Below are 21,900 nucleotides of genomic sequence, written 5' to 3'. Positions count from 1 at the left end.
GACATGCACTGGGCGCCTGACGGCGCCCAGTGCGTTCAACCAAGGTGTCGCTCGCTTACCAGACCAGGTCGTCCGGCACCTGGTACTGCGGATCGGCATACGGATCCTCGCCAGCCGGCGCGTTCGGGTCCACCTTCAGCGCCACCGAGGGGGCGAACACCGCTTCGGCCTCGGCCAGTACCGCAGCAGTCACCAGCACGTAGCGGCCGTTCTGCTGCAGTACGCCGAGCTCGCCGGCATTGAGTGCCTTGAGCTGGTCGGCCGTCACGTAGATCCGCTTGATCTTGCCGCCATACGGGAAATGGCGCGCGATGTCGGCCGCTTCGGCGTTGAGGGACTTGCCTTCCAGCAGGACCTCCAGCTTGGCCTTGGCTTCGCGACGCAGGCGCGCCTCTTCCTGCTTCAGGCGCTCGGCCTCGATGCGGTCGTCTTTTTCCTTCTGCGCACGGATCGCATACGCCTTGGCGAGGTCGATGTCCTCGCGCGAGCGCGGCTTGCCGGGCGCGCCCTGCGGCGGACGGGCGCCGGCAGGACGGCCCTTGCCCTGCGGGCGGCGGTCGCCGTCGCGGGCGGGACGCTGGCCCTCGCCGGGCTTGCCGGCCGGGCGTGCGCCCTGCGGCTTGCCGGCCGGGCGGCCATCGCGGCGCGCATCGGGTCGACGATCCGGCTTGCGGTCGTTGGTTCGTTCGGGTTTGGGCGCGGCTTTGAAGCCAAGGCCCAGCAGCTGGTCGCGGAGAGTATCGCTCATGACGTCAGATCAGTAATGCGGAGGCGGCGGCTCTTCGGCCGAATCGGAATACAGCGCGGTGCGGACCTTGCCGAGGTCTTCGAGCAGGATGCGGGTCAGGTCGGCATTGCGGTTGCCTTCCATGCGCGCATCGGCCAGGGCCTCGCTCAGTTCGGCCAGCGCCTGCTCCTGGAAGGAGACACGCATTTCCAGCTCGACCAGGCGTGCTTCCAGTGCCTGTTCGCGCTCGGAGGGTGTGGACTCATGCATTCAACGAACGTCCCCGGCCAATGCCGTAGTAAGCCAGGCCCGCGGCTTCGATATCCTGCGGGTCGTACAGATTGCGGCCGTCGAAGACGACCGCATCGCTGAGCATCTCGCGCAGCCGGATGAAATCCGGGCTGCGGAACTGCTTCCATTCGGTCACCACGACCAGCGCATCGGCGCCCTCGAGGGCGTCATAGGCGTTGGCGCAGAACACCAGGTCATCGCGCTCGCCGAAAATGCGGCGCGCTTCTTCAGTCGCTTCCGGATCATAGGCGCGCACCGTCGCACCCGCTTCCCACAGCTGCGCCAGCAGGCGGCGGCTGGAGGCCTCGCGCATGTCATCGGTGTTCGGCTTGAATGCCAGGCCCCACACCGCGAAGGTCTTGCCGCGCACGCCTTCGTCTTCGCCACGGTCGTAGTGGCGCTGGATCAGGGCGAACAGATGGCCCTTCTGATGCTCGTTGACGGCTTCGACCGCGTTCAACAGCATCGGCTCATGGCCGTACTGCTGGGCGGTGCGGGCCAGCGCCTGCACATCCTTGGGGAAGCACGAGCCGCCGTAACCGGCACCGGGATAGATGAAGTGCCAGCCGATCCGCGGATCCGAACCGATGCCCTGGCGGACCTGCTCGATATCGGCACCGACCTTCTCGGCGATGTTGGCGATTTCGTTCATGAACGAAATCTTGGTCGCCAGCATCGCGTTGGCCGCGTACTTGGTCAGCTCCGCCGAGCGCACGTCCATCTCCACCACGCGGTCGTGGTTGCGGTTGAACGGTGCATACAGGCGGCGCATCAACGCGATCGAATCGGGATTGGACGCGCCCACCACGATGCGGTCCGGCCGCATGCAGTCGGCGACCGCGTCACCTTCCTTGAGGAATTCGGGGTTGGAGACCACGTCGAACGCGATCTCCACGCCGCGTTCGGCCAGCGCCTGCGCGATGGCCTCACGGACTTTGTCGGCCGTGCCTACCGGCACGGTCGATTTGTTCACCACCACCACCGGCACGGTGATGTGCCGGCCGATGGTGCGGGCCACGGCCAGCACGTACTGCAGGTCGGCACTGCCGTCCTCGTCCGGTGGCGTGCCCACGGCAATGAAGATCACCTGGCCATGCGCGATCGCGGTGGCGGCATCGGAGGTGAAGGTCAACCGCGACGCCGCGTGGTTGTCCTTCACCATAGGCTCAAGGCCGGGCTCATAGATCGGGATGATCCCGTTGTTGAGGCCGTCGACCTTGGCCTGGTCGATATCGACACAGATCACCTGGTGGCCGACCTCGGCCAGGCAGGTACCCGTGACAAGACCGACGTAGCCGGTACCGAAAATCGCAACGCGCATGGGCGGTGGGGCTCCAGATCCGTTACGGAAGAACGTTCAGCAGCTCGACGTCGAACGTCAGCGTGGCGTTCGGACCGATCGGGCCACCCGGGGTGCCCTGCTCGCCATAGGCCAGCTCGCCCGGAATCCAGAAGCGGTACTTGGAACCGGTCGGCATCAGCGAGACGCCTTCGGACCAACCCTTGATCACCTGGTCCAGACCGAACTCGATCGGCTGGCCGCGCTGGTAGCTGCTGTCGAACACGGTGCCGTCGAGCAGCTTGCCTTCGTAGTTCACGCGCACCTTGCTGGTCGGCAGCGGGCGTTCGCCCGAACCCGGACGCAGCACCTGGTACTGCAGGCCAGAAGCGGTCGTCACCACGCCCGGCGCGGTCTTGTTCTTGGCCAGGAAGTTGTTGCCGTCCACGCGGTTGGTACCGGCCTGGGCGGCGGACTTGGCCTCCATTTCAGCCTGCTTGCCCTTCATGAAGCCTTCCAGCGTGGCCTTGGCCTGCTCGGCGGTCATCTTCGGGGTGCCGTTGTTGAACGTGGTGCTGACCGCCTCGAACAGCGCGTCCAGGTCCAGATCGTCCTTCAGCGGGGCCAGCGACGGGCCCACGGCGAAGCTGCCCAGCATCAGGCCGACCTTTTCGCGGTCCACCTTCGGCGGCGCGGTGCCCGGCGCGACGCCCGGAACCGGCTGGCCGTTCTTGGCCATCACGGCCTGGCGCAGGGCGGCGTCGGTCTTCTGCGCCTCTTCCTGGCTGATCAGCGGCTGCTTGCCTTCAAAGGCATTGGTCACACCGCGGCGCAGCGCGGCCAGGTCGATCTCGCTGGAGATCGGACCGAACGAATTGGCCACATCGATGCCGATGGCGTAGCCGAGCTTTTCCCGTTGGGAGTTCAAAGTGGAAGTCTCCTTGACAGCCGCGCGGGCGGCTGGTTGTTGCGACATCGCGGTACCGGTGGCACCCATCGCCAGAATCAGAACCGACGCCGCGGCGCCGCGCATTCCCATCTTCATTCGCTGCATTCCTGGAAGTGACTGGACGCCGACGTCGGCGCGAAAGCAACCATTGTCGCACGCGCGTCCGAGATGTCGATATCGTCAGCGCTTGTTTGCCGTGACAGACAGCTCACGTTCGATCGCCGCCACCAACTTCGGATCGTCCGGGGTGACCTTGCTCGGGAACTGCGCGACCACCCGGCCATCGCGACCGACCAGATACTTGTGGAAGTTCCAGCCCGGCGATACGCCCGTGGCGGTGGCGAGACTGCGATACAGCGGTGTCGCCTCCGGCCCGGTGACGACCACCTTCTGGAACATCGGGAACTTCACGCCGTAGGTCAGCGTGCAGAACTCCTGGATCTGGGTCTCGTCGCCCGGCTCCTGGCCTTTGAAATCATTGGACGGGAAGCCCAGGACCGAGAAACCCCGCGCGGCGTACTTGCGCTGCAGGGCCTCCAGGCCTTCGTACTGCGGGGTGAAACCGCACTTGCTGGCGGTATTGACCACCAGCAGCACCTTGCCGCCGTACTGCTTGGCCAGGTTCACCTCGCCTTTGCCGGCGAGCGGGCGATAGCTCACATCGAGCAGATCGGCCGCCTGGGCCGACGTCCCCGCCAGCAGGCCGAGCGCCAGCAACAGCATGGGCGCGCGGGCCCGGCGCGGAGCGCGGTCGCGACGGACGGGCGACAACAGAGACACGTGGTGCATCGCGACACTCCAGGTAAGGAAAAGAGAGGCTCAACGGGCCCGGCGGACGCTGCCGGAACTGCGGCGGGCACTATATCACCGGCGTTTTAGCCGCCGTCCGCCGTTGGTCCGCGTGCCATCGATGCGCTGTGCGCGGAGCTGCGGCGGGTTGCCAGACGCAGCCGGGCACAGGCGCATTCAGCGTCATCGGTGACCTCTCTGGCCGGGTTCACGCGGTTGCACCCGCCCTTGATCGATCGCCTGAATGCGCTCCCGGCTTGCCATATCATTGACATCAATGAATGTGCGCTGGCGGACAATGCCGGCAAGCACCTCATGAATACCTATTACATTCAACGACTTGAGTAGGAACAGCGCCTGTCATGCACCCCCTGCCATCAGTTGGGTCACCCACCCTGTTGATCTTCGGCGTGCCGGTGTTATAGTTGCATACAACACCAGTCACCTAGACAGGGGAAGCCCATGAACCGCATGCGCCACCACCACTCCGCCAAAGCCGTCATCGCCGCCTCGGCGCTGCTGTTGCTCGGCTGGTTCGGCACCCCCTCCGGTGACGCTGGCGATGCTGCCAGCGCCAATGTGTTTGAAGGCCCGCAGGACGCAGGCGTCATCGAGGCAGGGACCGCCGACGGCGCCCCCACGCCCCCCCGCCGGCTGCACAGCTCCCTGTCCATGCCTTACTTCTCATTCGCGCAGTCGCTGAACCCACGGAGCTGACCATGAGCGATATTCAATGGAGCGATGGTGCTCCGATCTACCGCCAGCTGAAGGAGCGCGTGATCGCCATGATGCTTGACGGCATCATCAAACCCGGCGACGCCCTGCCTTCGGTCCGGCAGGTAGCCGCCGAGTACCAGCTCAATCCCATCACCGTTTCGCGCGCCTACCAGGAACTGGCCGATGAAGGCCTGGTCGAGAAGCGCCGCGGCCTGGGCATGTTCATGACCGAAGAAGCGGCCACGCAGCTGCGCAGCAGCGAGCGCGACCGGTTCCTCAATGAAGAATGGCCACTGGTCCTGGAACGCATCCAGCGCCTGGGCCTGAACCTCGACGAATTGCTGCCCCAGGGGAAATCCTCATGAATGCCGTTGCAAGTGATGTCGTCATTTCCGCTCGAGGCCTGCGCAAGGCCTATAAACAGACCGTGGCGCTGGACAACACCAGCTTCACGATCGCTCCCGGCCGCATCACCGGCCTGATCGGTCCCAACGGCGCCGGCAAGACCACCCTGCTCAAGGCCCTGCTCGGCCTGACCGCGGTGGAAGGCGAGCTGCGCGTGCTCGGGCTGGACCCGGCCGAGCAGCGCAACGCGCTGATGAACGATGTGTGCTTCATCGCCGACGTGGCGGTGCTGCCACGCTGGATGAAGGTGCGCGAGGCGATCGATTTCGTCGCCGGCACCCATCCGCGCTTCGACCGGGCCCGCTGCGAGCGCTTCCTGGCCTCCACCAAGCTGCATCCGAAGCAGCGCGTGCGTGAACTGTCCAAGGGCATGATCGTGCAGCTTCACCTGGCGCTGGTGATGGCCATCGATGCCAAGGTGCTGGTGCTGGACGAGCCCACGCTCGGCCTGGACATCCTGTACCGCAAGGAGTTCTACCAGCGCCTGCTGGAAGACTACTTCGACGAGCAGAAGACCATCATCGTCACCACCCACCAGGTGGAAGAGATCGAACACATCCTCACCGATGTGATGTTCATCCGCGATGGCCGCATCGTGCTCACCACCGACATGGAAGACATCGGCGAGCGCTACACCGAAGTACTGGTCTCGGCCGACGCCGTGGAGGCCGCGCGCGCGCTCAAGCCGATCGACGAACGCGCCCTGCCCTTCGGCAAGACCGTCCTGCTGTTCGACGGGGTGCCACGCGCCCAGCTCACCCCCTTGGGGGAAATCCGCAGCCCGGGGCTGGCGGATCTGTTCGTGGCCATCATGAAGGGAACCTACGCATGAACACCGTCAACCATCCCATCAGCAAGGCCAGTGCGTTCAAGTGGCTGCTCAAGCGTGAGTACTGGGAAAACCGCGGCGGCTTCCTGTATGCGCCGGTGATCGCCGGTGGCATTTCGCTGGTGATGAGCCTGCTCGGCATCGTGTTCGGCCTGGTCGCCATGCACCGCGCGGTCAAGAGCGGCGGCCTCCATCTCAACGACGAGAACGTCAGCATCAACGGCCTGGACCTGAGCCTGCTGACCAGCAAGCTGGATGCCAAGAACCTGCATGACCTGGCCAATGGCCTGGACCTGACCCTGATCCTGAGCTCGGGCTGGCCGCTGATCGTGCTCGCCTTCGTGGTGTTCTTCTACTGCCTGGGTGCCCTGTACGACGACCGTCGCGACCGCAGCATCCTGTTCTGGAAGTCGCTGCCGCTGTCGGATACGTCCACGGTGCTGTCCAAGGCACTGAGCGCGCTGCTGATCGCCCCGCTCATCGCGGTGGTCGCCTCGGCCCTGACCATGCTCGGCTTCCTGGTGATGATCTCGATCGTGGTGATCGCCCACGGCGGTGACCCGATGGTGCTGATCTGGGGTCCGGCCAGCCCGCTGACCATCATCGCCGGCCACCTGTCCTGGATCCCGGTCTACCTGCTGTGGGCGTTGCCGACCGTCGGCTGGCTGCTGCTGTGCTCGGCCTGGGCCAAGACCAAGCCGTTCCTGTGGGCGGTGATGCTGCCGCTGTTCGCCGGCATCATCGTCAGCACCACCAAGGTGATGACCCTGTTCGACCTGACCGGTGGCTGGTTCTGGAAGCACATCGTCGGCCGCCTGCTGCTCAGCGCGGTTCCCGCGACCGACCAGTTCTACCGTGGCGACGCGCTGTTCAGCGGCAACGGCAACATGGACAACCTGGTCAACGAACTGGGCCCGAGCCACCAGCTGGGCGCCTTCGCCATGCCGGAACTGTGGATCGGTGCAGCCTTCGGTGTGGTGTTCCTGTTCCTGGCCATCCGCCTGCGCCGCCGCGCCGGCGAAATCTGATCCCTGCCCTTCATCGAGGACCCACCCATGATCCGCAAGCTCGCTGTTGCTTCCCTGTTGTTGCTGCCGCTGACCGCGCTCGCCGATGAACCGCAGTGCAAGTTCAACCAAGCACGTGACCTCAAGCTCGACCTGGCCGGTGCCAAGGCGGTGGTGTTCGAAGTGAACCAGCACGATCTGGTGCTGCAGGCCGGCCCGGGCGCGGCCCAGCTCGGGGGGCGCGCCTGCGCCTCCAACGCCGACTGGCTGCGCGAGCTGACCGTGACCCAGCAGAAGGTCGGCGACAAGCTCGTCGTCCGCCTGCAGCGCGAAGGCCGCAGCCTCTCCATGAGCGGCAACAGCTATGCCTACCTGGACATGCGCGGCACCGTGCCGGACACGATCCTGGTCCAGCTCAAGGTCGGCTCGGGCGACGCCAGCGTCACCGGCGCGCATTCGCTCAGCGCCGACGTCGGCTCCGGCGATATCAAGCTCGAGAACATCAAGGGCCTGGTGACTGCGGCGGTCGGCTCGGGCGATGTCGTCCTCGACGGTGCCGGTGCACTGAACCTGCTCTCGGTCGGCTCGGGTGACTTCACGGCGCGCAACGTCCGCGGCGATGCCAAGGTCGGCACGATCGGCTCCGGCGACTTCGAACTCGATACGGTCGGCGGCAACGTCGAGATCGGCGTGGTCGGCTCGGGTGACACCACTGTGCGCCAGGCCAAGGGCAACGTACGGGTCGGCACCGTGGGCTCCGGCGATACCGAACTGCGCGACATCGGTGGCAGCGTCACCGTGGACCGCCACGGTTCCGGCGATGTGACCGCGCGCGACGTCGGCGGCGACCTGCGCGTGGCCAACAGCGGCAGCGGCGACATCCGCCACAGCAACGTGCGCGGCCGGGTTGAACTGCCGCGCGGCAAGTAAGCCTCTCATCTCCTCTTACGGATACGCATCATGACGACTCGACTGCTGCTGCCTGCCCTGCTGTTGTGCCTGCCGATCGCTGCCTGCAACGCCCCTGACAGCGGCAAGGGCAAAGCGCCCGCCGACCAGAGCGCATCCGCCCCCGCGACCAGCGCGCTGGATACCGATGGCATCGGCAAGACCGTGCAGGAGGCCACCGACAAGGCCCGCAAGGAAATCACCCAGGGCAACATCTCGATCTCCAACGGGAAATCCCCGAAGGCCGAGATCAGCCCGCAGGGTGACCTGCTCATCGATGGCAAGGCGGTCGCCGTTGACGCCCGGCAGCGTGCACTGCTGCTGGACTACCGCAAGCAGGTCGAATCGCTGGCCAGTGCCGGCATGGAGATCGGCGTGGCCGGTGCCAATCTCGGCGTGAAAGCCGCCGGTGAAGCGATCAAGGGCATGTTCTCCGGCGACACCCAGGGCATCGAAGCGCGGGTGAATGAAGAGGCCAAGAAGATCGAGGACCAGGCCCAGAAGCTGTGCGGCCTGTTGCCGGGGATGATGGCCAGGCAGCAGGCGCTGGCCGCCGCGCTGCCGGCCTTCCAGCCCTACGCGACCATGGACCAGAGCGACATCGACGACTGCGGCAAGTAAACCGGCCACTGCCTGCGACGATGCGTCGCAGGCAGGCCCTTCCCGGCGCCGGAGGACTACACTCTCCGTTCCCGCCGCATGCGTTGCCTGCTCATGAAGAAGCTGAGTCTGTTGCTGTTCGCCCTGTTCTGCCTGGTCGCCACCGGTTGCGACCAGGAATACCGCAATCACCGCGCCGAGCGCAGCAAGCCGAAGATCACCGTCAGCGACGGCATGGTCACCGTGCGCCGCGCGCCCGCGCCGAACATCATCATCCTGCCCAACGGGCACATGAAGATCGATGAGATCGAAATCCCGCTCAACGAGGAGCAGCAGGCGATGCTGCAGGGCATGTTCGGCCAGTTGCAGGTGCTGCGCCAGAACACCCTGACCGATGCCCCGCCGGACCCGGCCAAGCGCTCGGTGAAGATCCAGGTGCCCGAGGGCATGCAGCCGATCCCGCCGGACCTGACCGCGAAAATCCCGGAGTTCAAGGCGTACACCGAGACCTTCGGCAATCTGCAGGCCGACCGCCACTAGGCAGTGCCGGCCGCTGGCCGGCTCCGCACCAAAAAAACGGGCCTTTCGGCCCGTTTTTCATTTCAGCACCCGCGTGCGCTCAACCGCCCCCACCCCCACCGGCATGAATGCCACCGGCGGTCAGCGCGGCCGGATCGAGCAACCGGCGCAGCTCGGCCTCCGACAGGCCGCTGTCTTCCTTGGCCACATCCAGCACCGGGCGCTGCTCCTTGTAAGCGCGCTTGGCGATCGCGGCGGCCTTCTCGTAGCCGATGATCGGGTTCAAGGCGGTGACCAGGATCGGGTTGCGATCCAGTGCCTCGCGGACGCGATCCTCGCGCACCTTCAGCCCGGCAATCGCGGTATCGGCGAGCAGGCGGGTGATGTTGGCGAGCAGGTTGATCCCGTCCAGCAGGTTCGCGGCGATCAACGGCAGGGTCACGTTCAACTGGAAGTTGCCGGTCTGCCCGGCAACGGTGATCGCGGTGTGGTGGCCGATCACCTGGGCGCAGACCATCACGGTGGCTTCGGGAATCACCGGGTTGACCTTGCCCGGCATGATCGAGCTGCCCGGCTGCAGCGCCGGCAGTTCGATCTCGCCCAGCCCGGCCAGCGGACCGGCATTCATCCAGCGCAGGTCGTTGGCGATCTTGATCAGCGCCACGGCCAGGGCGTTGAGTTGGCCGGACAGTTCGACCGCATCGTCCTGCGCGGCCAGGCCTTCGAACTTGTTCTCGGCGCTGTCGAACTTGATGCCGGTCTGCTGCTTGAGCTGCTTGGCCACCTGCGCGCCGAAGCGCGGGTCGGCATTGATGCCGGTGCCGATCGCCGTGCCACCCAGCGGCAGGCGACGCAGCCGCTTGAGGCTGTCCTCGATGCGATCCTGGGCCGAAGACAACTGCGCCGACCAGGCACCGAATTCCTGCTCGAAGGTCAGCGGCATCGCATCCATCAGATGGGTGCGGCCGGTCTTGACCACCTTGCGCAGCGCGCGGCCGCGCTTGTCGATGGTCTTGCGCAGATGCACCAGCGAGGGCAGCAGCTGCTCATGCACGCCGAGCAGCGCGGAAACCCGCAGCGCGGTCGGGATCACATCGTTGGAGCTCTGCCCCTGGTTGACGTGATCGTTGGGATGCACTGCGGTCTTGCCGGCCTTGCCGGCGCGGTTGGCCAGCGTGGCGATGACCTCGTTGGCATTCATGTTCGAGGAGGTGCCCGAACCGGTCTGGTAGACGTCGATGGGGAAATGCGCATCGTGGCGGCCGTCGGCGACTTCGGCCGCAGCGGCCTCGATGGCCTTGCCGATGTTGCGCGGCAGATGGCCCAGCTCGACGTTGACGTTCGCGGCAGCGCCCTTGACCAGGCCGAGCGCGCGGATGAAACCACGCGGCATGCGCTGGCCCGACACCGGGAAATTATCGACGGCGCGCTGGGTCTGCGCGCCCCACAACGCATCGGCGGGCACCTGCAGTTCGCCCATGCTGTCGTGTTCAATCCTGAAACCCTTGCTCATTGCTTCAACTCCGCACATCTTTCGTGGATGAAAGGGAACCTGCGGCTGGCAACGGGCCCGATTCCCTGGCTGGCGGCTCGCATCACGATACTCCCAAGCGCCGTTGAAACCCAAGGCCGCGATGGATCGGCTAGACTCGGAATTCGTTTCCATTCAGACAGCCTGCCGCCCCCATGGGTGACGATCCCGACAGTAGTACCGGGCGTGCCGCCGCGCACGCACCGATGACCGCCCTCACCGCCCTCACCGCCCTGGTGACCGCGGGTGCCGTTCCGCCTCTGGCAGCACCGCTGCGGGGCCGCGGATGATCGGCAACCTCCTGCTCCTCGTACTGGCCCTGCTGCTGGTGGTGCTCAACGGCTTCTTCGTGGCCGCCGAGTTCGCCCTGGTCAAGCTGCGCCACACCCAGGCCGTCGGCCTGGCCGAAAACAACGGCTGGCGAGGCCGCCTCCTGCTCAACGTGCACGCGCACCTGGATGCGTATCTCTCGGCCTGCCAGCTGGGCATCACCCTGTCCTCGCTGGGCCTGGGCTGGGTCGGCGAACCGGCCTTCGCGCATCTGCTGCAACCGCTGTTCGATACGCTGGGGCTGACCCCGGAAGCCTCGCGCCTGACCGCCTTCATCATCGCTTTCAGCATCATCTCGTTCCTGCACATCGTGCTCGGCGAACTGGCACCGAAATCGATGGCGATCCGCCGCCCGGAAGCGATGTCGCTGTGGACGGCCGCGCCGCTGTACCTGTTCTACTGGGCGATGTACCCGGCGATCTGGCTGCTCAACAACAGCGCCAACGCCCTGTTGCGCCTCGCCGGCTGGGGCGATGTGGAGCACACCTCGCACCGCTACTCGCGCGAGGAGCTCAAGCTCATCGTGGGCCGTCAGCAGCCCACGGGCACCGCGCCGGACCAGGACCTCACCCTGATGAGCCACGCGCTGGAACTGCCCGAGCTGGTGGCCGGCGACCTGATGCGCTCACGCGACCATATGCGGGCGTTCCGCGAGGGGATGAGCCTGGCCGACGTCATGGCCGAGTTCGCCGAGAGCCGCTACAGCCGCTACCCGTGGTTCGACCGCGACGGCGAGGAAGTGCTGGGCATCCTGCACATGAAGGACCTGCTGGTGGAAATCGCCCGCGGCAACCCGACCGATGACCTGCGCCCGCTGCTGCGCCCGGCCAACCTGATCGCGCTGGAAACCCCGGTGCCGCTGGTGCTGGAGCGGTTCCGCACCGGCACCACCCATCTCGCCCTGTGCGTGGAAGAGCACGGCCGCATCCTGGGCTACTTCACCCTGGAAGACCTGCTGGAAGTGGTGGTCGGCGATATCGAGGACGAGCACCCGCATATCGTCAAGGACGCACCGACCCGCGGCGCGGACGGCACCCTGCTGGTGGCCGGTTCGACCTCGATCTTCCGGCTGGAGCGCCTGCTGGGGCATGACTTGAGCGCGCCGGACCACCTCAATTCGGTCGGCGGGCTGATCGTGCACCAGCTCCAGCGCCTGCCCGAGGAGGGCGAGCAGCTGGAGATCGACGGGCACCTGTTCACCATCAAGCGCATGGCCGGGCACCGGATCCAGGCAGTGACGGTGCGCATGGCACAGGCCGAGGACGCCGGGGCAGCGTAGAATGACGGCCCCCGCTGCCAACGACCTGCGCCCTGCCATGTCCGAATTCGCCCTGCTCGCCCTGTCCCCGCTCGATGGCCGCTACGCCGGCAAGGTCGACGCCCTGCGCCCGATCTTCTCCGAATACGGCCTGATCAAGGCCCGCGTGAAGGTGGAAGTGGAATGGCTGCTGGCACTGGCCAACGAGCCGGGCATCGTCGAACTGGCGCCGTTCTCGGCCGCCGCCACCGCGCGCCTGCGCGCCCTGGCCGATGACTTCGCCCCGGCCCACGCCGCGCGGGTGAAGGAGATCGAGCGCACCACCAACCACGACGTCAAGGCCGTGGAGTACTTCATCAAGGAACAGCTCACCGCCGATGCGGAGCTGGGCCCGGCGCTGGAGTTCGTGCATTTCGCCTGCACCAGCGAAGACATCAACAACCTCAGCTACGGCCTCATGCTCGAGCAGGCCCGCCGCGAGGTGCTGCTGCCGTCGCTGGACAACATCGCCGGCGTGCTTCGTACCCTCGCCCACGCCCAGGCCGCCCAGCCGATGCTGTCGCGCACCCACGGCCAGACCGCCTCGCCGACCACCCTGGGCAAGGAAGTCGCCAACGTCGTCGCCCGCCTGGAGCGCCAGCGCCGCCAGATCGCCGCGGTCGAGCTGACCGGCAAGATCAATGGCGCAGTGGGCAACTACAACGCCCACGTCATCGCCTACCCGGACGTGGACTGGCCGGCCTTCGCCCAGCGCTTCGTGGAAAGCCTCGGCCTGGTGTTCAACCCGTACACCACCCAGATCGAACCGCACGACAACGTCGCCGAAATCGGCGATGCCGCCCGTCGCGCCAACATCATCCTGATCGACCTGGCCCGTGACGTCTGGGGCTACATCTCGCTGGGCTACTTCAAGCAGAAGCTCAAGGAAGGCGAAGTCGGCTCCTCGACCATGCCGCACAAGGTCAACCCGATCGACTTCGAAAATGCCGAAGGCAACTTCGGCATCGCCAACGCCCTGTTCGAGCACTTCAGCGCCAAGCTGCCGATCAGCCGCTGGCAGCGCGACCTGACCGACTCCACCGTGCTGCGCGCGGTCGGCACCGCCTTCGGCCACACCCAGGTCGCCCTGGATTCGCTGGCCAAGGGCCTGGGCAAGCTGACCGTGAACCCGGAGCGCCTGGACGCCGACCTCGACGCCTCCTGGGAAGTGCTGGCCGAAGCCGTGCAGACCGTCATGCGCCGCCACGGCCTGCCCAATCCCTACGAACAGCTCAAGGCCCTCACCCGCGGCCAGGGCATCACCACCGAATCGATGCAGGCCTTCGTCGAATCGCTGGACCTGCCGGCCGACGCCAAGCAGAGCCTGCGCGCCCTGACCCCGGGCGGCTACATCGGCCTGGCTGCGGATCTGGCCAGGGCGATCTGAGGGCCCGGGCGCGGCACCGCCGCGCCCCCGAATTCCCGTCTACACGCTGCAAGGATCTCCCCCATGGCCGCACGCAAGATCAAAACTCCCGCCATCGAAGTCCAGGCCCGCCCCGGCCTGCCGCTGGGCATGCCCGCCGCCACCTTCCTGCGCGATTACTGGCAGAAGCGCCCGCTGCTCATCCGCGGCGCTTTCCCCGATTTCGAAACGCCGGTCCAGCCCGAAGACCTCGCCGGCCTGGCCTGCGAGGAAGGCGCGCTGTCGCGCCTGATCACGCACGATCGCGCCACCGATGGCTGGAGCGTGCGTACCGGCCCGTTCCAGGAAGAAGAGTTCCCGGGCATGCCCGACCACGACTGGACCCTGCTGGTCCAGGACGTGGACAAGTGGGACGCCGACGTGCGCGCCCTGATCAGCCATTTCGACTTCCTGCCGCGCTGGCGCATGGATGACGTGATGATCAGCTTCGCCGCCACCGGCGGTTCGGTCGGCGCCCACGTCGACCAGTACGACGTCTTCCTCCTGCAGGCTTACGGCCACCGCCGCTGGCAGATCGACGCCAGCGAATCCATCAAGGGCAAGCGCCCGCCGCTGGACTTCCGCGACGACGTAGAACTCAAGCTGCTGCGCCGTTTCAAGCCGACCCACGACTGGGTGCTGGCCCCGGGCGACATGCTGTACCTGCCGCCGAACGTGCCGCACAACGGCGTCGCCGAAGACCCCTGCCTGACCTTCTCCTTCGGCATGCGCGCCCCGGCCTCGGCCGAACTGATCAGCGACTACCTCGATACCCTGATCGAAGGCGCCGACGAGTCCATCCGCTATCAGGATCCGGACCTGAAGGTCCCGGAAGATCCGAACGAAATCGACGTGGTCTCGATGAACCGCGTGGTCGAGGCGCTCAATGCGATCCGCATGAACGACCCGGACAAGCTCGGTGACTGGTTCGGCCGCTTCATCACCACCTACCGCGCCGCCGGGGAAGTGATGGCGCATGGCGAACCGCTGCCGCGCGAAGAGATCGAAGCCGCCCTCGGCGCCGGCGTGGAACTGCAGCGTCACCCGTGGGCGCGCCTGGCCTGGCGCCGGGCCAAGCGGGGCGCCAGCCTGTACTGCAGCGGCCTGGATTTCGCCCTGCCGGTCAAGGACGCCCAGGTACTGGCCGGGGCCGAGCAGGTCGGCGCGGCGCTTTACAAGAAGCTCTCGGCCAAGGGCCGTGACGCCGTGCAGGCGCTGGTCGTCGGCGGCTTCTACCAGCTGGTGGATGACGCCGGGTTCGAGGACGAAGACGACTACGTCGCCGAGTACGACATCGTCGATGGCACCGACGCGGTCGACGTCGTCGATGACGAGGCCGTCGAGGCCGACGTGCACGAAGTCACCATCCATGACGACGGCATCGAAGTCGTCATCGATTTCGACGACAGCGACGAGCCCGACGGCAAGGACGCGCCCCCGCGCGGCTGAGCGCCCTGCCCGCCATGACCGCCTCCGGCTTTCACGTTGACGTGGTCGACTACCCGGCGCAGCACGAAGCGCTGCACCGGGTGCGGTCCGCCGTGTTCGTCCACGAGCAGCAGGTACCCGCCGAGCTGGAGATCGACGCGCTCGATCCCCTGAGCGTGCACGTCCTGGCCCGCGACGCCGCCGGTTCCCCGATCGGCGCCGGCCGGCTCACCCCGGACGGCCGGATCGGGCGCATGGCGGTGCTGGCGGCCTGGCGCGGCAAGGGCGTGGGTGAAGCCCTGCTGCTGGCCCTGGTCGACCAGGCCCGGGCCCGGGGCTGGCGGGAGGTCGCGCTGCACGCACAGCTCCCGGCCCGTGTGTTCTACACCCGGCAGGGTTTCCTGCCCGACGGCGAGGTGTTCGAAGAGGCCGGCATCGCCCACCAGCACATGCGGCTGGCCCTGTCGGGGCCGGTCGCGATCGCACGGGCCGACGAGGCGGTGGCGATCACCACCGCGCTGGTCCACCGCGCCCGTCGCCAGCTCTGGATCCACAGCCGCCAGCTCGACCCCGGCCTGCTTGATGCACCGCCGGTGCTCGAAGCCCTGCGCCGCTACGCCACCGCACGCCATGACAAGCAGGCGTGGCTGATCGTCCACGACAGCGCCGCCATCCGCCAGGCCGGCTCGCCCGTGCTGGGCCTGCTCCAGCGCCTGCCGAGCGTCTTCCGCGTGCGCGAGGTCAGCGATCCGATCGACCGCGCCACCGCATCGGCCTGCCTGCTCAACGATGCCGGCGACTACTACTTTCGTCTGAGCGGCCATCGCTTCGATGGCGAGGCCGGGTTGGCCCAACCGGCACGTTCGCGACCGTTGCGGGAGGGTTTGCAGCGCGTATGGGAACGTTCGCGTGATTGCAGCGAACTTCGCGCGCTGGGCCTGTAGCTCACCCCACGCTCCCGAACCTGTCTGGGAATGACACCGCGGTCCCCGCACTGGACCGTACGGTGCCCCTTCCTGTCTCGATGGGGGTACAATTTGGGGTGTTAGATACCGCCCGCGCAGGGCTATTCACTTTTCCCTGCCGGATCATCGAAGCCTTACCCCACAAGCGAATCCGACTCTCCATCGTGGACAATCAACTGAAGCAGTTTGCGCAATCTTCGCAGCTCGCCGGCGGCAACGCCTCCTATATCGAGGATCTGTACGAGCAGTACCTCGTTTCTCCGGACAGTGTCGATCCCAAATGGAAGACCTACTTCGACGGCTTCCAGGGCCGCGAAGCCGGTGATATTCCGCACTCGGCCGTCATCGCCCACATTGCCGACGCCGCCAAGAAGGCCGTCAACAGTGGCACGGCCGCCGGTGCCGGCGACGAGCGCGAGCGCAATGTCGGCCGCCTGATCACCGCTTACCGTTCGCGTGGCCACCTCGGTGCCCGCCTGGACCCGCTGAGCCTGACCGCGCCTACCAATCCGCCGGATCTGGGCCTGCCGTTCCACAGCCTGTCGGAAAGCGACCTGGGCAGTGAGTTCAGCACCGGCGGTGTCGCCGGCCAGCCGCGCATGAAACTGCGCGACCTGCTGGAGCGCCTGAAGAAGACCTACACCGGCTCGATCGGTGCGGAATTCATGCACATCTCCGAGGTCGAGCAGCGCCAGTGGCTGTACCAGCGCCTGGAAATGGCCGGTGGCAACTACAACCTGGACGCAGAGACCCAGCGCCGCACCCTGGAGCGCCTGACGGCTGCCGAGGGTCTGGAACGCTACCTGCACACCAAGTACGTCGGCCAGAAGCGCTTCTCGCTGGAAGGCGGCGATTCGCTGATCCCGATGATGGACACCATCATCCGTGACGCCGGCAAGGATGGCGTCAAGGACGTGGTGATCGGCATGGCCCACCGCGGCCGCCTGAACGTGCTGGTCAACACCCTCGGCAAGAGCCCGCGCAAGCTGTTCGACGAGTTCGAAGGCAAGTTCGAGCACGACGACCACGCCTCCGCCGGCGACGTGAAGTACCACATGGGCTTCTCGGCCGACGTGGCCACCGCCGGTGGTGCCGTCCACCTGGCACTGGCGTTCAACCCGTCGCACCTGGAAATCGCCGACCCGGTCGTGGCCGGCAGCGTCCGTTCGCGCCAGGAACGCCGTGGCGACACCGCCCGCAAGCAGGTCATGCCGATCCTGATCCACGGCGACGCGGCCTTCGCCGGTCAGGGCGTGGTGATGGAGCTGTTCCAGATGTCCCAGGCCCGCGGCTTCGCCGTCGGCGGCACGGTGCACATCGTGGTCAACAACCAGGTCGGCTTCACCACCTCCAACCCGGAAGACTCGCGCTCCACCCTGTACTGCACCGACGTGGCCAAGATGATCGCCGCGCCTGTGCTGCACGTGAACGGCGATGATCCCGAAGCGGTCGTGTTTGCCGCCAAGCTGGCCTTCGAGTTCCGCCAGAAGTTCAGCAAGGACGTGGTCATCGATCTGATGTGCTACCGCCGCTGGGGCCACAACGAGGCCGACGAACCGGCGATCACGCAGCCGCTGATGTACCAGGTGATCCGCAAGCACCAGACCACCCGCGAGCTGTACGCGGCGTCGCTGGAAGCTGCCGGCGTGATCGAAGCCGGCGGTGGCAAGGCGCTGGTCGATGCGTACCGCAACAAGCTCGATGCCGGTGAAGTCACCACCGAGCTGGCCCAGGTCGAAAAGACCCCGGCCACCAGCAAGATGTACGTCGACTGGCCCAAGCTGCTCAACGGCAAGCTCTCCGATGCCATCACCACCGCGGTGGGCATGGAGAAGGTCAAGCAGCTGGCGCAGATGATCAACACCGTGCCGGAAGGCGTGGAACTGCATTCGCGCGTGGCCAAGGTCTACGACGACCGCCGCAAGATGGCCGCCGGCGAAATCCCGGGCGACTGGGGCTTTGCCGAGAACCTGGCCTACGCCACGATCCTCGACGAAGGCAACAACCTGCGCCTGGTCGGCCAGGACGTCGGCCGCGGTACGTTCACGCACCGCCACGCGATCCTGCACGACCAGAAGACCGACAACTACTACCTGCCGCTGCGTCAGCTGGTCGAGTCGCCGGAACAGGCCACCATCATCGATTCGCTGCTCAGCGAAGAAGCGGTGATGGCCTATGAGTACGGCTTCTCCACCACCGATCCGAACACCCTGTGCATCTGGGAAGGCCAGTTCGGCGATTTCGCCAACGGCGCCCAGGTCGTGATCGATCAGTTCATCGCTGCCGGCGAAGCCAAGTGGGGCCGCATCACCGGCCTGACCCTGCTGCTGCCGCATGGTTACGAAGGCCAGGGCCCGGAGCACAGCTCCGCGCGTCTGGAGCGTTTCCTGCAGCTGTGCGCGCTGGAGAACATGCTGGTGTGCGTGCCGTCGACCCCGGCGCAGGCGTACCACATGCTGCGTCGCCAGATGCGCATGACCACCCGCAAGCCGCTGATCGTGATGTCGCCCAAGTCGCTGCTGCGCCACAAGCTGGCCGTGTCGACCCTGGAGGAACTGGCCAACGGCGAGTTCCAGCACCTGATCGGCGACGCCAAGGCAGACGCCAAGAAGGTCAAGCGCGTGGTGCTGTGCTCGGGCAAGGTCTACTACGACCTGCTGGAAGACCAGACCAAGCGTGGCCAGGACGATGTCGCCATCATCCGCGTCGAACAGCTGTATCCGTTCCCGCGCGTGGCACTGGCGGCCGAGCTGAAGAAGTACGGCAAGGCGGTCGATGTGGTGTGGTGTCAGGAAGAACCGCAGAACCAGGGTGCCTGGTACCAGATCCGCCACCACCTGCAGGCGTGCCTGGCCGATGGCCAGAGCATCCATTACGCAGGTCGCGCCCGTTCGGCCTCGCCGGCCGCTGGACACATGGCTGACCACATCATCGAACAGCAGAAGCTGATCGCCGATGCCCTGGTCAACCCGTTCAACGACTCGGTCGCTGAATAACTCTCCCCCTCATTCTAGAAAAGACAAACCAGGAAGCTCCCGCATGGCCACCGAAGTCAAAGCCCCGGTACTGCCCGAATCCGTCGCCGACGGCACCATCGCCACCTGGCACAAGAAGGTCGGCGATGCCGTCAAGCGCGATGAAAACCTGCTTGATCTGGAAACCGACAAGGTCGTCCTGGAAGTGCCGTCGCCGGTCGATGGCGTGCTGAAGGAGATCAAGTTCGAGGTGGGCGCCACCGTGACCTCCAGCCAGATCGTGGCCATCATCGAAGAAGGCGCCGTGGCCGATGCTCCGGCGCCGGCTGCTGAAGAGAAGAAGGCCGAGGCCGCTCCGGCCAAGGCCGCCGCTCCGGCAGCTGCTGCAGCGCCGGCCCCGGCTGCGAAGTCCGGCGCCGACTCCCTGCCCCCCGGCGCGCGCTTCACCGCGATCACCGAAGGCGTGAACCCGGCCGACGTGGACGGCACCGGCCGTCGCGGCGCGGTGACCAAGGAAGACATCGTCAACTTCGCCCGCAACGGTGGCGCCGGCAAGTCCGGTGGCGCACGTCCGGAAGAACGCGTGCCGATGACCCGCATCCGCAAGCGCATCGCCGAGCGCCTGATGCAGTCCAAGAACGGCACCGCGATGCTGACCACCTTCAACGAGGTCGACCTGTCCAAGGTCTCGGCCGCGCGCAAGGATCTGCAGGACGAGTTCGTCAAGGCCCACGGCATCAAGCTGGGCTTCATGAGCTTCTTCGTGAAGGCCGCCGCCAACGCGCTGCAGCGCTTCCCGCTGGTCAATGCCTCGATCGATGGTGACGACATCATCTATCACGGCTACTCGGACATCTCGATCGCCGTGTCGACCGAGAAGGGTCTGGTGACCCCGGTGCTGCGCAACGTCGAGCGCATGTCGTTCGCCGACATCGAAAAGACCATCGCCGACTACGCCAAGAAGGCCCGTGACGGCAAGCTGAGCCTGGAAGAACTGCAGGGCGGCACCTTCACCGTGACCAACGGCGGCACCTTCGGCTCGCTGCTGTCGACCCCGATCATCAACCCGCCGCAGAGCGCCATCCTGGGCATGCACGCCATCAAGGAACGCCCGATCGCCCAGAACGGCCAGGTCGTGATCGCGCCGATGATGTACCTGGCGCTGTCCTACGATCACCGCATCATCGACGGCAAGGATTCGGTCCAGTTCCTGGTGGACATCAAGAACCAGCTGGAAAACCCGGGCCGCATGCTGTTCGGCCTGTAAGACCTCCCACCCCTCCGCGCCTGCGCGGAGGGGTTCTGGTAAAGAAACAAGGAACTATCAATGGCTGAACAATTCGACGTCGTCGTCATCGGTGCCGGTCCGGCCGGCTACCATGCCGCCATCCGCGCCGCGCAGCTGGGTCTGAAGACCGCCTGCATCGACGCTGCGCTGGGCAAGGACGGCAAGCCGGCCCTGGGCGGCACCTGCCTGCGCGTGGGCTGCATCCCGTCCAAGGCGCTGCTGGATTCCTCGCGCCAGTTCTGGAACATGGGCCACATCTTTGGCGACCACGGCATCAGCTTCAAGGACGCCAAGATGGACGTCGAGGCGATGGTTGGCCGCAAGGACAAGATCGTCAAGCAGTTCACCGGCGGCATCGCCATGCTGTTCAAGGCGAACAAGGTCACCGCGTACTACGGTTTCGGTGAACTGCAGCCGGGCAACATCGTCAAGGTGAAGCAGCACGACGGCGCGGAAGTCGAGCTGAAGGGCACCAACGTCATCATCGCCGCCGGTTCGGATTCGATCGAACTGCCGTTCGCCAAGTTCGACGGCGAGACCATCGTCGACAACGTCGGCGGCCTGGACTTCACCGAAGTCCCCGCCCGCCTGGCCGTGATCGGCGCCGGCGTGATCGGCCTGGAACTGGGCAGCGTCTGGAAGCGCCTGGGTTCGGAAGTGACCATCCTGGAAGCGCTGCCGGACTTCCTGGCCGCGGCCGATGCCGAAGTGGCCAAGACCGCCTTGAAGGAATTCAAGAAGCAGGGCCTGGACATCCGCCTGGGCGCCAAGGTCTCCAAGGCCGACGTGACCGGCAAGGGCAAGAAGAAGGAAGTCGCCCTGACCTACACCGATGGTGAAGGCGAGAAGAGCCTGATCGTGGACAAGCTGCTGGTGGCCGTCGGCCGTCGCGCCGCCACCAAGGGCCTGCTGGCCGAAGGCACCGGCGTCAAGATCAACGAGCGTGGCCAGATCGAAGTGGACGCGCACTGCCACACCGGCGTCAATGGCGTCTGGGCGGTCGGTGACTGCGTGCGCGGCCCGATGCTGGCGCACAAGGGCTTCGAAGAAGGCATCGCCGTGGCCGAGCTGATCGCGGGCCTGCCGGGCCACGTCAACTTCGACACCATCCCGTGGGTGATCTACACCGAGCCGGAGCTGGCCTGGGTCGGCAAGACCGAGCAGCAGCTCAAGGACGAAGGCATCCCGTACAAGGCGGGCAGCTTCCCGTTCGCCGCCAACGGCCGTGCCGTGGCGATGATCGAGCCGACCGGCTTCGTGAAGGTCCTGGCGCATGCCGAGACCGACCGCATCCTGGGCATGCACCTGGTCGGCGCGAACGTCTCCGAGCTGGTGCACGAAGGCGTGCTGACCATGGAGTTCAGCGGTTCGGCCGACGACCTGGCGCGCATCTGCCACGCCCACCCGTCGCTGTCCGAAGTGGTGCATGACGCCGCGATGGCCGTGAGCAAGCGCGCGATCCACAAGGCCAACTGAGCCCTGTTGGTGGCGTAACGAAAAACCCCGCCTCGGCGGGGTTTTTTTGTGGGCGGTCGGTGACGTCGACCGCTGCCGCCGGGTAGTGCCGGCCGCTGGCCGGCTCCGCGCCATGGGTAGTGCCGGCCGCTGGCCGGCTCCACGT

The 21,900-nt window shown here is 66.4% G+C and carries 20 protein-coding genes; 14 read left to right on the top strand and 6 right to left on the bottom strand.

The annotated features are described in order from the left end of the window. Window positions 1-55 precede the first annotated feature (55 nt). From ABE434_RS18295 to ABE434_RS18275, 5 genes are all read right to left on the bottom strand, one after another. Window positions 56-748 (bottom strand): DUF2058 family protein, encoded by a 693-nt coding sequence (locus tag ABE434_RS18295; RefSeq protein ID WP_346479816.1) that lies wholly within the window; start codon window positions 746-748, stop codon window positions 56-58. A gap of 9 nt (window positions 749-757) precedes the next feature. Further along, the gene (locus ABE434_RS18290; RefSeq protein WP_179458549.1) at window positions 758-997 is read right to left on the bottom strand and encodes a SlyX family protein; all 240 of its coding nucleotides are present in this window, start codon (window positions 995-997) and stop codon (window positions 758-760) included. After that, a complete protein-coding gene (locus ABE434_RS18285; protein ID WP_176989502.1) occupies window positions 990-2,339 on the bottom strand; it encodes a UDP-glucose/GDP-mannose dehydrogenase family protein in 1,350 nt (449 codons plus the stop codon). The genes ABE434_RS18290 and ABE434_RS18285 overlap by 8 nt, the downstream gene beginning before the upstream one ends. A gap of 22 nt (window positions 2,340-2,361) precedes the next feature. Next, a complete protein-coding gene (locus ABE434_RS18280) occupies window positions 2,362-3,342 on the bottom strand; it encodes an FKBP-type peptidyl-prolyl cis-trans isomerase (protein WP_346479815.1) in 981 nt (326 codons plus the stop codon). Window positions 3,343-3,426: 84 nt separating this feature from the next. Then, on the bottom strand, window positions 3,427-3,969 hold the full coding sequence (locus tag ABE434_RS18275; RefSeq protein WP_346479820.1) for a glutathione peroxidase: 543 nt from the start codon (window positions 3,967-3,969) through the stop codon (window positions 3,427-3,429). A gap of 528 nt (window positions 3,970-4,497) precedes the next feature. Here ABE434_RS18275 and ABE434_RS18270 point away from each other — a divergent pair. From ABE434_RS18270 to ABE434_RS18240, 7 genes are all read left to right on the top strand, one after another. Continuing rightward, window positions 4,498-4,752, top strand: coding sequence for a hypothetical protein (locus ABE434_RS18270; RefSeq protein WP_179458546.1), 255 nt, complete (start codon window positions 4,498-4,500; stop codon window positions 4,750-4,752). Between the two features lie 2 nt (window positions 4,753-4,754). Then, window positions 4,755-5,117 carry a GntR family transcriptional regulator gene (locus ABE434_RS18265; RefSeq protein WP_019185943.1) on the top strand — a complete coding sequence of 121 codons (363 nt, stop codon included), beginning with the start codon at window positions 4,755-4,757 and terminating at the stop codon, window positions 5,115-5,117. Beyond that, entirely contained in the window at window positions 5,114-5,989 is an 876-nt protein-coding gene (locus ABE434_RS18260; RefSeq protein ID WP_346479814.1) for an ABC transporter ATP-binding protein, read from the top strand. Before ABE434_RS18265 ends, ABE434_RS18260 begins: the two co-directional genes overlap by 4 nt. Then, a complete protein-coding gene (locus ABE434_RS18255) occupies window positions 5,986-7,014 on the top strand; it encodes a hypothetical protein (protein ID WP_346479813.1) in 1,029 nt (342 codons plus the stop codon). The genes ABE434_RS18260 and ABE434_RS18255 overlap by 4 nt, the downstream gene beginning before the upstream one ends. Window positions 7,015-7,041: 27 nt before the next feature. Next, window positions 7,042-7,923 carry a hypothetical protein gene (locus tag ABE434_RS18250; RefSeq protein WP_346479812.1) on the top strand — a complete coding sequence of 294 codons (882 nt, stop codon included), beginning with the start codon at window positions 7,042-7,044 and terminating at the stop codon, window positions 7,921-7,923. Between the two features lie 30 nt (window positions 7,924-7,953). Continuing rightward, window positions 7,954-8,562 (top strand): DUF2884 family protein, encoded by a 609-nt coding sequence (locus ABE434_RS18245; RefSeq protein ID WP_176989496.1) that lies wholly within the window; start codon window positions 7,954-7,956, stop codon window positions 8,560-8,562. Window positions 8,563-8,655: 93 nt separating this feature from the next. After that, entirely contained in the window at window positions 8,656-9,081 is a 426-nt protein-coding gene (locus ABE434_RS18240) for a hypothetical protein (RefSeq protein ID WP_176989495.1), read from the top strand. 79 nt (window positions 9,082-9,160) lie between these two features. Here ABE434_RS18240 and ABE434_RS18235 read toward each other — a convergent pair whose 3' ends face one another. Then, a complete protein-coding gene (locus tag ABE434_RS18235) occupies window positions 9,161-10,573 on the bottom strand; it encodes a class II fumarate hydratase (protein WP_176989494.1) in 1,413 nt (470 codons plus the stop codon). A 304-nt stretch (window positions 10,574-10,877) separates the two neighbouring features. On the opposite strand from ABE434_RS18235, the gene ABE434_RS18230 reads away from it, so the two are divergent. The 7 genes from ABE434_RS18230 to lpdA all read left to right on the top strand — a co-directional run bounded on the left by ABE434_RS18230 (window position 10,878) and on the right by lpdA (window position 21,755). Further along, complete coding sequence (locus ABE434_RS18230) at window positions 10,878-12,200, top strand: hemolysin family protein (protein ID WP_176989493.1); 1,323 nt, start codon at window positions 10,878-10,880, stop codon at window positions 12,198-12,200. 37 nt (window positions 12,201-12,237) lie between these two features. After that, the gene (purB, locus tag ABE434_RS18225; protein WP_179459581.1) at window positions 12,238-13,605 is read left to right on the top strand and encodes an adenylosuccinate lyase; all 1,368 of its coding nucleotides are present in this window, start codon (window positions 12,238-12,240) and stop codon (window positions 13,603-13,605) included. A gap of 63 nt (window positions 13,606-13,668) precedes the next feature. Beyond that, window positions 13,669-15,072, top strand: a complete 1,404-nt coding sequence (locus ABE434_RS18220; protein ID WP_346479811.1) for a cupin domain-containing protein — start codon at window positions 13,669-13,671, stop codon at window positions 15,070-15,072. Window positions 15,073-15,086: 14 nt separating this feature from the next. Further along, on the top strand, window positions 15,087-15,995 hold the full coding sequence (locus tag ABE434_RS18215; RefSeq protein ID WP_346479810.1) for a GNAT family N-acetyltransferase: 909 nt from the start codon (window positions 15,087-15,089) through the stop codon (window positions 15,993-15,995). Between the two features lie 185 nt (window positions 15,996-16,180). Then, window positions 16,181-19,012 (top strand): 2-oxoglutarate dehydrogenase E1 component, encoded by a 2,832-nt coding sequence (locus ABE434_RS18210; protein WP_346479809.1) that lies wholly within the window; start codon window positions 16,181-16,183, stop codon window positions 19,010-19,012. Window positions 19,013-19,055: 43 nt separating this feature from the next. Next, on the top strand, window positions 19,056-20,258 hold the full coding sequence (gene sucB, locus ABE434_RS18205; protein WP_176989489.1) for a dihydrolipoyllysine-residue succinyltransferase: 1,203 nt from the start codon (window positions 19,056-19,058) through the stop codon (window positions 20,256-20,258). Window positions 20,259-20,318: 60 nt separating this feature from the next. Continuing rightward, window positions 20,319-21,755, top strand: coding sequence for a dihydrolipoyl dehydrogenase (gene lpdA, locus ABE434_RS18200; RefSeq protein ID WP_346479808.1), 1,437 nt, complete (start codon window positions 20,319-20,321; stop codon window positions 21,753-21,755). Window positions 21,756-21,900: the final 145 nt, after the last annotated feature.

Source organism: Stenotrophomonas sp. TWI1183 (assembly GCF_039673115.1).
GTDB classification, from domain to species: Bacteria; Pseudomonadota; Gammaproteobacteria; order Xanthomonadales; family Xanthomonadaceae; genus Stenotrophomonas; species Stenotrophomonas maltophilia_AA.
This window is presented reverse-complemented; position numbering and strand designations above follow the sequence as displayed.

Coding starts and splice junctions, on each gene's coding strand:
- ABE434_RS18270 (WP_179458546.1), top strand. CDS start 4,498: ATGAACCGCATGCGCCACCACCACTCCGCCAAAGCCGTCATCGCCGCC.
- lpdA (WP_346479808.1), top strand. CDS start 20,319: ATGGCTGAACAATTCGACGTCGTCGTCATCGGTGCCGGTCCGGCCGGC.
- sucB (WP_176989489.1), top strand. CDS start 19,056: ATGGCCACCGAAGTCAAAGCCCCGGTACTGCCCGAATCCGTCGCCGAC.
- ABE434_RS18240 (WP_176989495.1), top strand. CDS start 8,656: ATGAAGAAGCTGAGTCTGTTGCTGTTCGCCCTGTTCTGCCTGGTCGCC.
- ABE434_RS18275 (WP_346479820.1), bottom strand. CDS start 3,969: ATGCTGTTGCTGGCGCTCGGCCTGCTGGCGGGGACGTCGGCCCAGGCG.
- ABE434_RS18245 (WP_176989496.1), top strand. CDS start 7,954: ATGACGACTCGACTGCTGCTGCCTGCCCTGCTGTTGTGCCTGCCGATC.
- ABE434_RS18260 (WP_346479814.1), top strand. CDS start 5,114: ATGAATGCCGTTGCAAGTGATGTCGTCATTTCCGCTCGAGGCCTGCGC.
- ABE434_RS18220 (WP_346479811.1), top strand. CDS start 13,669: ATGGCCGCACGCAAGATCAAAACTCCCGCCATCGAAGTCCAGGCCCGC.
- ABE434_RS18255 (WP_346479813.1), top strand. CDS start 5,986: ATGAACACCGTCAACCATCCCATCAGCAAGGCCAGTGCGTTCAAGTGG.
- ABE434_RS18290 (WP_179458549.1), bottom strand. CDS start 997: ATGCATGAGTCCACACCCTCCGAGCGCGAACAGGCACTGGAAGCACGC.
- ABE434_RS18285 (WP_176989502.1), bottom strand. CDS start 2,339: ATGCGCGTTGCGATTTTCGGTACCGGCTACGTCGGTCTTGTCACGGGT.
- ABE434_RS18280 (WP_346479815.1), bottom strand. CDS start 3,342: ATGAAGATGGGAATGCGCGGCGCCGCGGCGTCGGTTCTGATTCTGGCG.
- ABE434_RS18215 (WP_346479810.1), top strand. CDS start 15,087: ATGACCGCCTCCGGCTTTCACGTTGACGTGGTCGACTACCCGGCGCAG.
- ABE434_RS18250 (WP_346479812.1), top strand. CDS start 7,042: ATGATCCGCAAGCTCGCTGTTGCTTCCCTGTTGTTGCTGCCGCTGACC.
- ABE434_RS18295 (WP_346479816.1), bottom strand. CDS start 748: ATGAGCGATACTCTCCGCGACCAGCTGCTGGGCCTTGGCTTCAAAGCC.
- ABE434_RS18265 (WP_019185943.1), top strand. CDS start 4,755: ATGAGCGATATTCAATGGAGCGATGGTGCTCCGATCTACCGCCAGCTG.
- purB (WP_179459581.1), top strand. CDS start 12,238: ATGTCCGAATTCGCCCTGCTCGCCCTGTCCCCGCTCGATGGCCGCTAC.
- ABE434_RS18235 (WP_176989494.1), bottom strand. CDS start 10,573: ATGAGCAAGGGTTTCAGGATTGAACACGACAGCATGGGCGAACTGCAG.
- ABE434_RS18230 (WP_176989493.1), top strand. CDS start 10,878: ATGATCGGCAACCTCCTGCTCCTCGTACTGGCCCTGCTGCTGGTGGTG.